13 protein-coding genes are annotated in these 12,946 nt (G+C 67.6%); 9 read left to right on the top strand and 4 right to left on the bottom strand.

Annotated elements, in window-relative coordinates; translation table 11 throughout:
- Positions 1 to 70 precede the first annotated feature (70 nt).
- Together ACP15H_RS07330 and bcp are read left to right on the top strand one after the other, a co-directional pair.
- Positions 71 to 3,013, top strand: a complete 2,943-nt coding sequence (locus ACP15H_RS07330) for a bifunctional [glutamine synthetase] adenylyltransferase/[glutamine synthetase]-adenylyl-L-tyrosine phosphorylase (RefSeq protein ID WP_425065547.1) — start codon at positions 71 to 73, stop codon at positions 3,011 to 3,013.
- Positions 3,010 to 3,474, top strand: a complete 465-nt coding sequence (bcp, locus tag ACP15H_RS07325) for a thioredoxin-dependent thiol peroxidase (RefSeq protein WP_425065546.1) — start codon at positions 3,010 to 3,012, stop codon at positions 3,472 to 3,474. Before ACP15H_RS07330 ends, bcp begins: the two co-directional genes overlap by 4 nt.
- 162 nt (positions 3,475 to 3,636) lie before the next feature.
- Here the strand turns inward: bcp and ACP15H_RS07320 are convergent, their stop codons facing one another.
- Positions 3,637 to 4,533: a LysR family transcriptional regulator gene (locus tag ACP15H_RS07320; protein ID WP_425065545.1), complete on the bottom strand. Its 897-nt coding sequence runs from the start codon at positions 4,531 to 4,533 to the stop codon at positions 3,637 to 3,639.
- 74 nt (positions 4,534 to 4,607) lie between these two features.
- Between ACP15H_RS07320 and ACP15H_RS07315 the strand changes: the two genes are divergently transcribed.
- Positions 4,608 to 5,342 (top strand): GNAT family N-acetyltransferase, encoded by a 735-nt coding sequence (locus ACP15H_RS07315; RefSeq protein ID WP_425065544.1) that lies wholly within the window; start codon positions 4,608 to 4,610, stop codon positions 5,340 to 5,342.
- Here ACP15H_RS07315 and ACP15H_RS07310 read toward each other — a convergent pair.
- Positions 5,315 to 6,157, bottom strand: a complete 843-nt coding sequence (locus tag ACP15H_RS07310; RefSeq protein ID WP_425065543.1) for an amidohydrolase family protein — start codon at positions 6,155 to 6,157, stop codon at positions 5,315 to 5,317. The genes ACP15H_RS07315 and ACP15H_RS07310 overlap by 28 nt on opposite strands.
- 166 nt (positions 6,158 to 6,323) lie before the next feature.
- On the opposite strand from ACP15H_RS07310, the gene ACP15H_RS07305 reads away from it, so the two are divergent.
- From ACP15H_RS07305 to ACP15H_RS07295, 3 genes are read left to right on the top strand one after another with little or no spacing between them, the layout of a single operon-like run.
- Positions 6,324 to 6,860, top strand: coding sequence for a VOC family protein (locus ACP15H_RS07305; protein WP_425065542.1), 537 nt, complete (start codon positions 6,324 to 6,326; stop codon positions 6,858 to 6,860).
- Positions 6,857 to 7,330: a YbaK/EbsC family protein gene (locus ACP15H_RS07300; RefSeq protein WP_425065541.1), complete on the top strand. Its 474-nt coding sequence runs from the start codon at positions 6,857 to 6,859 to the stop codon at positions 7,328 to 7,330. Before ACP15H_RS07305 ends, ACP15H_RS07300 begins: the two co-directional genes overlap by 4 nt.
- Positions 7,327 to 8,016, top strand: coding sequence for a substrate-binding domain-containing protein (locus tag ACP15H_RS07295; RefSeq protein WP_425065540.1), 690 nt, complete (start codon positions 7,327 to 7,329; stop codon positions 8,014 to 8,016). Before ACP15H_RS07300 ends, ACP15H_RS07295 begins: the two co-directional genes overlap by 4 nt.
- A 6-nt stretch (positions 8,017 to 8,022) precedes the next feature.
- Here the strand turns inward: ACP15H_RS07295 and ACP15H_RS07290 are convergent, their stop codons facing one another.
- Complete coding sequence (locus ACP15H_RS07290; RefSeq protein WP_425065539.1) at positions 8,023 to 8,997, bottom strand: aldo/keto reductase; 975 nt, start codon at positions 8,995 to 8,997, stop codon at positions 8,023 to 8,025.
- Positions 8,998 to 9,096: 99 nt separating this feature from the next.
- Here ACP15H_RS07290 and ACP15H_RS07285 point away from each other — a divergent pair, with 99 nt between their 5' ends.
- A complete protein-coding gene (locus tag ACP15H_RS07285) occupies positions 9,097 to 9,789 on the top strand; it encodes a TetR/AcrR family transcriptional regulator (RefSeq protein WP_425065538.1) in 693 nt (230 codons plus the stop codon).
- 103 nt (positions 9,790 to 9,892) lie between these two features.
- Here the strand turns inward: ACP15H_RS07285 and ACP15H_RS07280 are convergent, their stop codons facing one another.
- The gene (locus tag ACP15H_RS07280) at positions 9,893 to 10,339 is read right to left on the bottom strand and encodes a VOC family protein (protein WP_425065537.1); all 447 of its coding nucleotides are present in this window, start codon (positions 10,337 to 10,339) and stop codon (positions 9,893 to 9,895) included.
- Between the two features lie 155 nt (positions 10,340 to 10,494).
- Between ACP15H_RS07280 and ACP15H_RS07275 the strand changes: the two genes are divergently transcribed.
- A complete protein-coding gene (locus ACP15H_RS07275; protein ID WP_425065536.1) occupies positions 10,495 to 11,739 on the top strand; it encodes an acyl-CoA dehydrogenase family protein in 1,245 nt (414 codons plus the stop codon).
- Between the two features lie 44 nt (positions 11,740 to 11,783).
- A complete protein-coding gene (locus ACP15H_RS07270; protein ID WP_425065535.1) occupies positions 11,784 to 12,920 on the top strand; it encodes an ABC transporter substrate-binding protein in 1,137 nt (378 codons plus the stop codon).
- The last annotated feature ends 26 nt before the right edge of the window (positions 12,921 to 12,946 follow it).

The following is a 12,946-nucleotide window of genomic DNA, read 5'->3' as shown; positions in this document are numbered from 1 at the left end:
TTCTTGACGATGGCGGCGCGCTTGGGCAAGCGTTCCGCAGCAAATGAGAATTTACCCGTCGACACATTGAATGTCTTGGCTTTCGACTGCCCGCCTTCCACGTCCGCACGATCCCGAACGGCAAGCCGTGGCGTGGACGCGCTGGGATGAGCGCGCCGCACGGCCTGACGATCCCTTGGCCGTCGCGCTGCTCGATGCTCTGTTCGGCAACAGTCCCTACCTGACGGAGACAGCGCTACAGAGCCCGGATTTTATGACCGATCTATGGCGTCGTGGTCCGGACGCCGCGGCCGCCGACCTCACGGCCGAACTCGCCATCGTTCGAGACGACGCCTCGGCGGGCGCCGTACCAACCGACATTGCGTCCCGGCTCCGACGCCTGAAGCGCCGCGTGGCGCTCGCGGTCGGCGTCGCCGACATCGCCGGCGCCTGGCCGCTCGACCGCATCACCGGCGAGCTCAGCGACTTCGCGTCGGGCTGCCTGTGCGCCCTCACCGATTCGATCCTCCTCCAGCTCGAACGCGACGGACAGCTCGCGCTCGGCGGAAAGCCCGAGGCCGCCGCCTTCACGGTGCTGGGCATGGGCAAGCTGGGCGCCGGCGAGCTGAACTATTCGAGCGACATCGACCTGATCCTCTTCTACGACCGCGATGCGCCGGCGCTGTCGGGAAACGAGCAGGTGTCGCGCCACTTCGTACGCGCCGCACGTCTGCTCGTGCAGCTGATGTCGGAGACGTCGGCCGACGGGTATATCTTCCGCACCGACCTGCGGCTCCGGCCCGACCCCGGCTCGACACCGCTGGCCATGTCGGTCCAGGCGGCCGAACTCTATTACGAGAGCGTCGGCCAGAACTGGGAACGCGCCGCCATGATCAAGGCGCATCCCGTAGCCGGCAACGAGGCCGTAGGCGGCGCTTTCCTGCGCGACATGACGCCGTACATCTGGCGCAAGCATCTCGATTTCGCGGCCATCCACGACATCCATTCGATCAAGCGCCAGATCGACGCCCATCGCGGCGGCGGCACGGTCAAGGTGCTGGGCCACAATGTGAAGCTCGGCCGCGGCGGCATCCGCGAGATCGAGTTCTTCGCCCAGACCCAGCAGCTCATCTTCGGCGGCCGCAACCCGTCCCTCAGGCTGCGCGCCACCTGCCCTACCCTGCGCGCGCTCGCGGCCGCCGGTCACGTCACGGACAAGGCGGCGGACGAGCTGATCGAGGCCTACGGCTTCCTGCGCCGGGTCGAGCATCGCCTGCAGATGATCGACGACCGCCAGACCCATTCGATCCCGGCCGACGAGGCGGGCGTCGCGGCCGTCGCGACCTTCCTCGGCTATGACACGTCGCAGGCCTTCCAGGCCGCCCTGCTGCAGACCTTGCGCCTCGTCGAGGGCCACTACGCCAAGCTCTTCGAGGAAGCCCCCAGCCTCGCCGGGCCGGGCGGCAACCTGGTCTTCACGGGAACCGACGACGATCCCGGCACGCTGGAGACGCTGACGTCCCTGGGCTTTCGCGATGCCTCGGCCGCCGCCGGCATCGTGCGCCGCTGGCATCATGGCCGCTATCGCTCGACCGCGACGGCGCGCGCCCGCGAGCTGCTCACCGAGTTGATGCCCGGCCTGCTCAAGGAGCTGGGCGGGACGGCGGCGCCCGACCAGGCGCTGCTGAACTTCGACCTGTTCCTGAGCAACCTGCCGGCGGGGGTGCAGCTCTTCTCCCTCTTCAAAGCCAATCCCGCCCTGCTCGAGTTGCTGGCGACGATCATGGGCAGCGCGCCGGGCCTCGCGGCCCATCTGGCGCGCCGTGCCCTGCTGCTGGATTCGGTTCTGTCGCCCGACTTCTACAGACCGCTGCCGTCGGCGCCCGAGATGACCGCGGACCTGGCCGCTACCCTCGCGCGGGTCGACCACGAACAGGACATCCTCGACCTGGCGCGGCGCTGGGCCAACGACCGCCGCTTCCAGGTGGGCGTTCAGCAGCTCAAACGCATCGTCACGCCCGCAGAGGCGGGCCGCGCCTATTCCGACATTGCGGCCGCCACGATCTCCGCCCTCTGCGACCGGGTGGAAAAGCGCTTTGCCGAGACCCATGGCGGCTTCCAGGGCCAGCGGCTGGCGGTGCTGGGGCTGGGCAAGCTCGGCAGTCGCGAGATGTCGGCCACCTCCGACCTCGACCTGATCTTCGTCTACGACATTCCGGGCGGCATGGAGGCGTCCGACGGGGCGAGGCCGCTGTCGCCCATCCAGTATTACACGCGGCTCAGCCAGAAGATGGTGACGGCGCTCACTGCCCATACCAACGAGGGGGCACTCTACGAAGTCGACATGCGCCTGCGGCCGTCGGGCCGCTCCGGACCGCTCGCCAATTCGCTGGAAGGCTTCGAGACCTATCATGCGCAGTCGTCGTGGACATGGGAGCACATGGCGCTGACGCGCATGCGCGTCATCCATGGCCCGCAAGCGCTGGTCGAGCGCCTGACCGAGATCGTGAAGCGCACGCTCTGCCGCCCGCGCGATGCCGACACGCTGGTCCGCGACGTTGCCGACATGCGCAACCGCATCGCCCAGCATGCGCCGGCCAAGAGCCTGTGGGACTTCAAGCATCTGCCCGGCGGCCTCTTCGACATCGACTTCGTGGCGCAGTACCTGGCGCTCCGTCACGCCTGCGAACACCCCGCCATCCTCGATCCGCACCCCGCCGAGATGCTGCAGCGCATGGCGTCGGCGGGGCTCATCGACCCCGCGGACGCCGACCGGCTGCGCGCCACGCGGACCCTGCTGTCGGACGTCCAGAGCCTGCTGCGCCTCACGCTCAACGGCGACGAGGCGGCGTTCGACGAGACCAAGGCGCCGGAAGGCCAGCAGCGCCTGATCGCCGCCACCGAAGGCGCGACAGATCTGGCGACCCTGCGGGCGCGTATCGAAACCGAATCGCAGACGGTGCGTGCTATATACCAGCGCATCGTGGAGGCGCCGGCCCTGGCGGCTGGCTGGCAACCGAGGAGCAGGAAATGAGCGTCGTCGAAGGCAAGAAGGCCCCGGATTTCACCGCTGCGACCGATGGTGGCGGCACGCTCAAATTGTCGGACCTGCGCGGCAAGCCGGTGGTGCTCTATTTCTATCCGAAGGACGACACGCCCGGCTGCACCACCGAGGCCTGCGGCTTTCGCGACGGGGCGGCGGCCTTCAAGAAGCTGAAGGCCCAGGTGGTTGGTGTGTCCAAGGACAGCGTCGCCCGCCACGACAAGTTCAAGGCCAAGTACGAACTCAACTTCCCGCTGGTGTCCGACGAGGACGGCAAGGTCTGCGAGAAGTACGAGACCTGGATCGAGAAGAGCCTCTACGGCCGCAAATACATGGGCATCGATCGCGCCACCTTCCTGATCGACGGCGAAGGCGTGGTCCGCAAGATCTGGCGGAAGGTCAAGGTCGCCGGCCATGTGGAAGACGTCCAGGAAGCCCTCAAGGCGCTTTAGCAGTCTGCCGCAATAAGTTTTTCAAAAGGACTGGCGAGCGCCGGGTCACCACGCCCCCGATTCCCAGGGGGTGCGACTCCGGATTCGTTTGTTGCGTTTATTTCGTTTGTTTCGTTTAGTAGCCGGGACTCCGGCAATTTCGACGACCTGCCGGCCGTCCGCTCAGGGCCCCATGCGTTTCAGGGTCTTCAGAGCGCGGATCGTCTCACGCAGGCCGAGATGCAGGACCTTGTCGCGCCGGATCACGATGGCGAGTTTCCGGTAGAGCCGCGGCGAGAGCGGCCGGACCACGAGGTTGGCCCGGTCGGCGGCCTCGCGCACCGCGACCGCCGGGAGGATGGCGCAGCCCAGACCCGCCTCCACCAGCCGCTTGATCGCCTCGACGCTGCCCAGCGCCATCTTGGGCTTGAGCTCGGCACCGCCTTGGAAGAACCATCGATCGGCGACCACCCGCGTATGGCCGCCGGGCTCGAACATGATGACCGGGAGGCGGGCCATGATCGCGGGCGTGACCCGGCTCGGCAGCGTCACGCCGTCGCGCGCGGTCACTGCCACGAACTCGTCGTCGAGCAAGGGCGTCACGTCGAGGCCCCGGCCGCTGGCGGGCAGCGTCACCAGGCCGATATCCAGCGCATTGTCCTGCACGCCCTTCACGATGTCGGAGGTGTTGCCGGTGGCGATCGTGATCTCCAGCTCCGGCAGCCGGCGGCGCAGGTCGCGCAGCAGCGGCGGCAGGCGGAAGATCGCCGCGGTCGCACCGGTGCCGAGCCGCACCCGCCCGACCTCGCCGCTCCCGAATCGCGCCAGCGCTTCGAGCAGCGACGCCACGGCGCCGTCGATCCGGGCTGCATGGTCCAGGAGTTCGCTGCCCGCCGCCGTCGGCATGGCGCGCCGGCCCATCCGTTCCAGCAGCCGCACCCCCAGGCGCTTCTCGAGCTGGCCGATCTGCTGGCTGATCGCCGGCTGGGTCAGGTTGAGCTGGGAGGCCGCGGCCGAGAACGAGCCCAGCCGCACGACCTCGGTGAAGGCATGGACATGATCGAGATTGAGGCCGCGCATCTCAAATTCCTGCTTATGGCTCTCATAAGATAACAAGATTTTCCTTATGCCTCTACCCGCCGCAGAGTGCCCGCATGTCGCTTCGCAACGGGTTTGGAGACATCGTCATGGAGATCGGTCGCTTTATCGGCGCCTCGCCCTGGTCGCGCCTCCGCCAGCGCGAGGCCCTGCGCAATCTGGACGACCGGCTGTTGTCGGACATCGGCCTGTCGCGCGAGCAGGTTCTATCGGGAGGGACTGTGATGAGAACGGCGGTCGATGTGCGCGACGCCCGCGAAGGCGACGTGCGCTTCGTGCAGGAGATCTACGCCCACCATGTGCGGCACGGCCTGGCGAGCTTCGAGGAAGAACCGCCCACCGTCGCCGAAATGATCGGCCGCCGCGAAAGTGTGCTGGCGCTCGGCCTGCCCTATCTCGTGGCCGAGTTGGACGGCCGCATCGTGGGCTACAGCTATGCCTCGCTCTACCGCCCGCGCCCGGCCTACCGCCATACGATCGAGGACTCGGTCTATGTCCGCGACGGCTTCGCGGGCAACGGCATCGGCCGCGAGCTGCTGGCCACCCTGATCAAGCGGTGCGAAAGCGGCCCGTGGCGCCAGATGCTCGCCGTCATCGGCGACAGCGCCAATGCCGGATCCATTGGCCTGCATGGCAGCCAGGGCTTCCGCCAGATCGGCAAGCTCGACGCCGTCGGCTTCAAGTTCGGCCGCTGGGTCGATTCGATTTTGATGCAGCGGCCTCTCGGGAAGGGCAGCCTGGCCCTTCCCCGAAGCCCGACGAGCTACTTCTTCGACGGCGACCAGCCGTAGATCTTCTCCAGCGATCCCCCCATCAGCGTGGCGCGATCGCTGTCGGACAGGCGGTCGGTCACGCGGAAGGCATCGACGCCCTCCTTGTAGGTGAGCAACGCCACCGCGCGCGTCCAGTCGGTGCCCCACATGCAGCGATCGAGGGTGAAGGCATCGAAGATGCGGCCCAGCGGGTCCCAGATGTCCTTGAAGGGGAACTTCTCGTGGCTCAGCGTGCAGGCGCCGGTGATCTTCACGACGACGTTCTTGTGCTCCGCCAATGCCAGCAACTGCGGCAGCTCGTGCCACGGCTCCTTCGGGGCCGGCGGCGCCATCGGCTGTTCCAGGCCGAGATGATCGATCACCAGGGTGGTGTTCGGGTTGCGCCTGGCGAGTTCGGCGACCTGCGGCAGGCGCCCACGCGCCATCAGGTTGACCGGCAGGTCGTGTTTGGCCGCCGCGGCCAGCACCCGGTTGATGCCCGGGTCGGCCGCGTCGGTCGAAATCTCCGGCGTGAACATGATGCGGATGGCGACCGTGCCGTCCATCGCCGCCCAGTCGGCGATCGTGCCCTCGACCTTGGGATCGTTGGCATTGACCGGCTTGATGACACCGAACCGGCCGGGATGCGCCCTCTGGACGCCGACCGCATAGCTCTCGTCCCAGCGGTACATCGTGTAGACCGAGACCAGCAACGCGCCGTCGACGCCGACCGAGTCCATCGCCTTGATCATGTCCTCGGCGGTGACCTCGGGCGGGCCTGCAAGCACGGCCGTCCACGGGCGGCCCGGGTGATTGCGTTCGTAGCAGTGAACCTGGGCGTCGATGATCGGCATGCGCTTCTCCCGTGGTGAGTTGGCGGACGGTACCGCCGCCTCCGCATTTGTCATGGAAATTCGCGCGGCCCCTTCACCATGCGGTACGATTCCCACAGCGCGATGAAGGCATCGATCCCGTAAGAATCGACGCCACGCTCACCCCTCTCCACCGGAGGATGTCGCAATGGCCATCAAGGGCAAGCAGTCGGTCGGACAGATCGGCATCAGCCTCATCGTTAAGGACGTGGCCGCCGCGGCCGACTTCTATCGCGACATCATCGGCGCCGAGGAGATCCGGCGCCGCTTTGCGCACAATCCGGGCGAACCGCCGGGTCCGGAGCCTCTGAGCGCCGAGTTGGTCGTTGCGGGTGCTCGCCTCTATGTGGCGAAAGAGAACCCGCGTTGGCGCGAAGCGCCCCGGCCCGACTGGCCACGCTCGCCTCTCTCGGCCGGAGCCTCCTCCGGGTTCCTGATCGTCTATGTCGACGACGTTGACGACGTCTTCGCTCGCGCCCTGGCCGCCGGCGCGACATCCCTTGCCCCGGGACAGACTCCGGAAGAAACCTATTGGGGCGACAAGGTGGTTCGCATCCTCGATCCCTTCGGCCATGGCTGGGTCCTCCAGAGCCGGCTCGAGGATGTTGCAGAGGAGGATCTCGCCGCGCGCTTCGCGGCCCAGCGCGACCGCATCCGCGCGGAGCGGGCGGCGCGGCAGGCATGACCGTCGACGCCGTACGCGCCTTCCTGTCCGCGCATGCGCCCGATCTAAAGGTCGTCGAGCTGGAAGCCAGCACCGCCACCGTCGAGATGGCGGCACGGGGCCACGGCGTCGCGCCGGCGCAGATCGCCAAGACCCTCTCGCTGCGCATCAAGGACCGCGCGCTGCTGATCGTGACGTGCGGCGATGCGCGGCTGAACAATCGCAAGATCAAGGACGTGCTGGGTGGCAAGCCGCGCATGCTGGGCGCCGACGAGGTGGTTGCGCTCACCGGCCATCCGGTGGGGGGCGTCTGCCCGTTCGGCCTGGCGACGCCGCTCCCGGTCTATTGCGACGTCTCGCTCAAGGCCTTCGACGAAGTCGTACCCGCCGCCGGCTCGATCAACTCGGCCGTGCGCATCGCACCCGAGCGTATGGCGAGCCTCGTAAACGCCGAATGGATCGACGTCTGCGATCGGCCGGAGCCCGCATGAAGCTCTTCAGCGCCATCGCCGTCCAGGGCGTCGTCGAGCCGCTGATCCCGGCCTTCGAGCAGGCGCACGGCTGCAGCCTCGACGTCACCTGGGCCACGGCCCCCCTGCTTCTGAAGCGGCTGCAGGCCGGCGAGACGGCCGATGTGTTGATCCTCAACCGTGCGGTCACCGACACGCTGCTTGCCTCGGGTGGGATCGTTGCCGGGTCCGATGTCGTGATCGCCAGCTCCGCCACCGCCATTGCGGTGCGCGCGGGCGCACCGAAGCCCGACATTTCCACACCGGAAGCCTTGAAGCGCACGCTGCTGGAGGCCAGGGCGATCTCCTACACCGATCCCGCGGCCGGCGGTGCGAGCGGCATCCATTTCGCGAAGCTGCTGGAGAAGATGGGCATCGCGGACGAGATCAACGCCAGGACGAAGTTCCCGCCACCCGCGGGCTACTCGGCCGTGTTCCTGCCGACCGGCGAGGCCGACCTCGCGGTCCAGCAGGTACCGGAACTGCTGCATGTTCCCGGCGTCGAGATCGTCGGGCCCCTGCCCGGCGACCAGCACATGGTCACGGTGTTCGTGGCCGCCATTCCGGCCGACAGCGCCCAGCCGGTGTTGGCCAGGGCGCTGATCGAGAGCCTGCGGACGCCCGAAGCGAAGGCCCTCTTCCGCGCAAAGGGCCTCGAGCCGGGCTGATCCGGCTCAGGCCTTCACGACCTTCTGCTCTTCCAGCCGATCGGTGGCCGGCGGCGGCGTCCGCGACAGGGCGGCGATCTCGGCGCGCAGTTCCGGCGTCATGTCGACGTTCACCGAGGCGAGCGAATCCTTGAGCTGGTCGAGATTGCGCGCGCCGATGATGGGCGCGGTGATGGCGGGATGCGCGCCCACCCAGGCGATGGCGGCGCTGACCGGATGCAGCCCCTTCTGCTGGCAGAGGGCGACGTACTTCTCGGCCGTCTCGAAGGCCCATTCCTCGCCGTAGCGCGCCTCGTACATCTTGTTGGTCTTGAGCCGGCCGGACGCCTGCCCGAAATACTTGCCCGACAGGAGACCGGCGGCCGCGGGGCTATAGGGAATGACACCGATGCCGTTGGCCGCCGCCATCGGCAACAGCTCGACCTCGGCCTGGCGCTTCACCAGATTGTACATCGGCTGGATGACCTGCAGGCGCGCCCAGTTGTTGCGCTCCTGGATGTCGACCGCGCGCTGGGTCTGCCAGGCCGACCAGTTGCTGACCGCGGGATAGATCACCTTGCCCGCGCGCACGAGGTCCTCGAGGCCGCGCATCATCTCGTCGATCGGCGTCACCGGATCGAAGCGATGCAGGAACAGCACGTCGATCCGGTCGGTCTGCAGGCGGCGCAGGCTCGCCTCGACGGCCTGCACGACGTGCCGGCGGTTGGCGCCGCCCGCGTTCACGTCGGGGCCGGTCTTGTTGAAGCACTTGGTGGTGATCACCAGATCGTTGCGATGATCCTTCGCCAGCCGGCCCAGGATCTCCTCCGACTTGCCTTTGTTGTACTCGTTGGCCGTGTCGAAGAAGTTGATGCCAGCGTCGCGCACCGCCTTGTACATCGACGCCGAGGTGCCCTCATCGGCGTCGCCGCCGAAGGACATGGTGCCGAAGCAGAGTTGCGAGACGTGGATGCCGGTGCGGCCGAGGAGCTTGGTTTTCATGGCTGCCTTCTAGCATGCGGCGACACGGTTCGGCAGCCACCATGGAAAACCACGCCGCTTCCCCTTATGAGAAGCAAACGAGTTCGAGCAGGGTGTGTCGTGGCGAGAAAGACAATCGCGAAGAAGCCGAAGGCTGCGACGCCGCGGCGCAAGAAGGCCAACCGTCCCAACCTGCCGGAACGCATCCTCGATGTCGCGGAAGAACTGTTCGGGCGTGTCGGTTATGGCGGCGCGACCACGCGGGCCATCGCCAGCCGCGCCCGCGTGAACGTCGGCCAGCTCCACTACTATTTCGAGTCCAAGCGCGCGATCTTCGAGGCAGTGGTGGCGCGTCACGGCAAGGAAGTGACCGAGCGGCGGCGCCAGCTCCTGCTGGAGGCCGAGGCCCGCTATCCGCGCGGCATCGTCCCGCTCGACGTGCTGGTCGATGCGCTGGTCCGGCCCCTGCTGATGGCCGAGCCGCGGGCCAGCGGGCGCCGGGCGTCGATGCAGATGCACGCCCGCCTCTTCACCGATCCCGACGATACCGCGAGCATGGTCCGCGCCGACATCTACGACGAGACCAACGCGCTCTATGTCGACGCCATCCGGCGCGCCTTGCCGAAGATTCCGGCCAAGACGCTCTACTGGCGCTACTACTTCATGATGGGCGCCTACGTCTGGACCCTGCTGCAGCCCGGCCGCCTGGAGGCGATCTCCCAGGGCCGCTGCGATCCCGCGGACATGGAAACCGCCATCCGCGAGATCGTTCCCTTCGTCTGCGCCGGCCTCGCCGCGCCGGTCGGAGGCTAGACCGGTTCAGCCGGGCACCTCATTGGCGCGCGCAACTCCAGTTGCGCTCATGAGGTGGCGGCGGATCAAGCATGAGCGCAACGGGAGTTGCGCTCTCCCATGACTAGGCCGGCTTCACCCGGCTCTTCAGGCGGCAGCGGCATTTGTCGTACTGGTGGAGTTCCACCATGTTGCCGCACGGATCGTTGAGGAAGAGCTGCTCGGCATCGGGGCCCGTGGCGCCCTTGAGCGACCAGTAGTCCGCACCGAGCCGGTCGAGTTCGGCCTTGGTCTCGACGATGTTCTCGACGGCCAACGCCACGTGCGGCACGGTCGGATCCTTGCCCGGCCCCTGGGCGAAGCGCGACGGCAGGTCGCCGCCGATCAGGTGGATCTGTCCCACCTCGCCGATGTTGATCCACATGCCCGGGATGCCCGGGATCTCCGGCCGGCCGGTGTCGTGCTCGAGGCCGAGGACGCCGGTGTAGAAATTCTTGAGGTCCTGGATCGTCTTGTCGTCGGCGTCGATCCGCACGCCCTGATGATGAAGTTCGAGCACCTTGATCGCCATCTCTGCTCCTCCCGAGCGCTGTCTGATTGACGCGAAGTATCGTGATCGCGCGCGACATGGTCAATCGACCAACAAATTAGGTCGCTTGACCTGAACGCGCGACGCAAGCATCGTTGCGACAAGAACAAGCGCCGCGGCGCCGGGAGGAATTCGATATGCGGACCAAGCGGGCCGCCGACTGGACACCGTCGGCGACGTTGCCCAACACGCCGGTTTCGTTCACCGGCGTCACCTACGCGGAGATGCTCGACCGCGCCCGCGCGCTGGTGCCGGCGATCGCCGCCCGCGCCGAGACCTGCGAGAGGCTGCGCCGCCTGCCCGACGAGACCGAGCGCGACCTGCACCGCACCGGCCTCTTCCGCATGGTCCAGCCGGCGAGGGTCGGCGGTGCCGATCTCGATGTCGGCATCCTGGTCGATACCTGCGCGGAGATCGCGCGCGTCTGCCCGTCGACCGCGTGGAACCTCGGCAATCTCTCCAGCCATCACTGGATGCTGGGCTACTTCCATCCCGAGGCGCAGGACGAGATCTGGGACGCCTCGCCCGACGTGCTGATCGCCACCTCGCTCGTCTTCCCCGCCGGCCGCGGCCGCAAGGTCGAAGGCGGCTACGAGGTCTCGGGCCGCTGGCCGCTCTCCTCCGGCGTCGACAATTCCGACTGGAACATGCTGGGCTTCATGGTGCGCGAGCGCGACGACGGCCCGCCCGTCGACCAGCGCTTCGCCCTGGTCCATCGCTCGCAATACGAGATCATCGACACGTGGCATGCGGTCGGTCTCTCCGGCACCGGCTCGAACGACGTCGAGGTAAAGAACCTCTTCGTCCCGGACGTGCGCACGATCTCGGCCTGGACGATGAACGGCAAGGCGCATGCCGGCTCGACGGTCAATCCCTCGCCGCTGTTCCGCCTGCCCATGCTGGCCCTCGGCCCCTACGTCCTGTCCGGCGTGATGCTGGGCTGCGCGCGCGGCGCCTACGAAACCGTGGTGGGTACGGCCCGCAAGCGCAACGCGACCACGACCGGCCAGCCGGTGGGCGCCAGCCAGCCCGTGCAGATCAAGGTCGCCGAGGCGAGCGTGCGCATCGACACCGCCGAGATGCTGATGCGCCGCGCCTGCGAGCATGCGATGGCGGTGGCGCGCTCGGGTGCCGACGCGGCCCACGAAGACAAGCTGCGCTACCGGCGCGACGCCTTCTTCTCCGCCCGGCTGTGCCTCGAGGCCGTCGACATCCTGATGGGCATCGCCGGATCGGGCGGTCTCCATCTCGCCGGCCCGGTGCAGCGTCTGTTCCGCGATGCGCACGCAGCCAATGCGCACATCATGTTCTCGACCGACGTTCAGGGTGCATTGTTCGGTCAACACGCCCTCGGCATGGCCGGGCCGCCGCCGCTGCTCTGAACCAGCGGCGCCATAAGAAGATCAACGAGTGGGAGGAAAGAAGAATGTCACTGTCGTCGTTCATTGCAAGATTGGCCGGCGCCACGGCGCTGGTCGGCCTGTCGGCCCTCGCCGTCCAGGCCCAGACCTCGGGCGAGCCGGTCAAGATCGGCGCGATCGTGTCCGTCACGGGCGCCGGCGCCGGCCTCGGCGTGCCCGAGCGCAACGGCCTGCTGCTGGCCGAGAAGGACATCAACGCCAAGGGCGGCATCAAGGGCCGTCCGATCAAGATCATCGTCGAGGACGACGCGTCCAATCCCGACACCGCACTGAGCAAGGCCAACGACCTGATCTTCGGCCAGAAGGTCCAGGCGCTGCTCGGCCCCTCCCTCACCGCCAGCACCGTCGCGGTCGGCGGCGTGACCCACGCCAACAAGATCCCGCAGATCGCCTTCACCGGCATCGGCCCGGCGGTCGAGCGCGAGCGCAAGTGCGTGGCGCACGTCCTGCCGCCGCAGCGTCTCAATGCGATGGCGCTGCTCGAATACGCCAAAAGCATCAAGGCGACCAAGGTCGGCGTGCTGCATGACGCGGGCTACGGCAACGTCGTGATGGCCGAGCTGAAGCCGCTCGCCGACAAGTACGGCGTGAAGCTGGTCGCGGTCGAGAAGTTCGAGATCGGCGCCACCGACACCACCACCCAGGCGGCCAAGGTCAAGGCCGCGCAGCCCGATGCGGTGTTCATCATCGCCACCTCGGCGACGCCGTTCCGCAACGTCAAGCAGATCCAGATCGCCCAGCCGGTGGTCGCCGCGATCGGCTCCTCGTCCTACGAATACGTGAACGCCATGGGACCGGCCGCCGACAACATCGTGATCCCCGAATTCGTGGTCGGCGAGGATCCGCTGCCGCACCAGAAGGCGTTCGTCGAGCTCTACAAGGCGGCCTACAACTCGACGCCGAAGAACTACGAGGCGGCAGCGTGGGATGCGGCGCACATCATCGCCGCGGCCCTCAACAAGGCCGGCGCCGATGCCACCGGCGAGAAGCTCTGCGACGCCATGCGGGCGCCCTATAGCGGCGTGCTGGCCAACTACGACTTCTCGGCCGACGACATGACGGGCATTCCGATCTCGAGCTTCGTCTTCTCCAAGCTGGTCGGCGGCAAGTACACGCGCACGCCCTTCCGAGTCGCCCAGTAGCGGTCCCGGCGGCGCAGGTCCCCCTC

The organism is Reyranella sp., assembly GCF_965249915.1.
Lineage (GTDB): Bacteria > Pseudomonadota > Alphaproteobacteria > Reyranellales > Reyranellaceae > Reyranella.
Note: the sequence above shows the minus strand (reverse complement) of the source record. Positions and strands in the feature narration are given on the sequence as shown.

What these genes read in the sequence shown, in the direction of transcription:
- ACP15H_RS07310 (WP_425065543.1), bottom strand. Translation starts at nt 6,157, where the DNA reads ATGCCGATCATCGACGCCCAGGTTCACTGCTACGAACGCAATCACCCG.
- ACP15H_RS07280 (WP_425065537.1), bottom strand. Translation starts at nt 10,339, where the DNA reads ATGGCGATCAAGGTGCTCGAACTTCATCATCAGGGCGTGCGGATCGAC.
- bcp (WP_425065546.1), top strand. Translation starts at nt 3,010, where the DNA reads ATGAGCGTCGTCGAAGGCAAGAAGGCCCCGGATTTCACCGCTGCGACC.
- ACP15H_RS07290 (WP_425065539.1), bottom strand. Translation starts at nt 8,997, where the DNA reads ATGAAAACCAAGCTCCTCGGCCGCACCGGCATCCACGTCTCGCAACTC.
- ACP15H_RS07270 (WP_425065535.1), top strand. Translation starts at nt 11,784, where the DNA reads ATGTCACTGTCGTCGTTCATTGCAAGATTGGCCGGCGCCACGGCGCTG.
- ACP15H_RS07300 (WP_425065541.1), top strand. Translation starts at nt 6,857, where the DNA reads ATGACCGTCGACGCCGTACGCGCCTTCCTGTCCGCGCATGCGCCCGAT.
- ACP15H_RS07305 (WP_425065542.1), top strand. Translation starts at nt 6,324, where the DNA reads ATGGCCATCAAGGGCAAGCAGTCGGTCGGACAGATCGGCATCAGCCTC.
- ACP15H_RS07295 (WP_425065540.1), top strand. Translation starts at nt 7,327, where the DNA reads ATGAAGCTCTTCAGCGCCATCGCCGTCCAGGGCGTCGTCGAGCCGCTG.
- ACP15H_RS07315 (WP_425065544.1), top strand. Translation starts at nt 4,608, where the DNA reads ATGTCGCTTCGCAACGGGTTTGGAGACATCGTCATGGAGATCGGTCGC.
- ACP15H_RS07320 (WP_425065545.1), bottom strand. Translation starts at nt 4,533, where the DNA reads ATGCGCGGCCTCAATCTCGATCATGTCCATGCCTTCACCGAGGTCGTG.
- ACP15H_RS07330 (WP_425065547.1), top strand. Translation starts at nt 71, where the DNA reads ATGTCTTGGCTTTCGACTGCCCGCCTTCCACGTCCGCACGATCCCGAA.
- ACP15H_RS07275 (WP_425065536.1), top strand. Translation starts at nt 10,495, where the DNA reads ATGCGGACCAAGCGGGCCGCCGACTGGACACCGTCGGCGACGTTGCCC.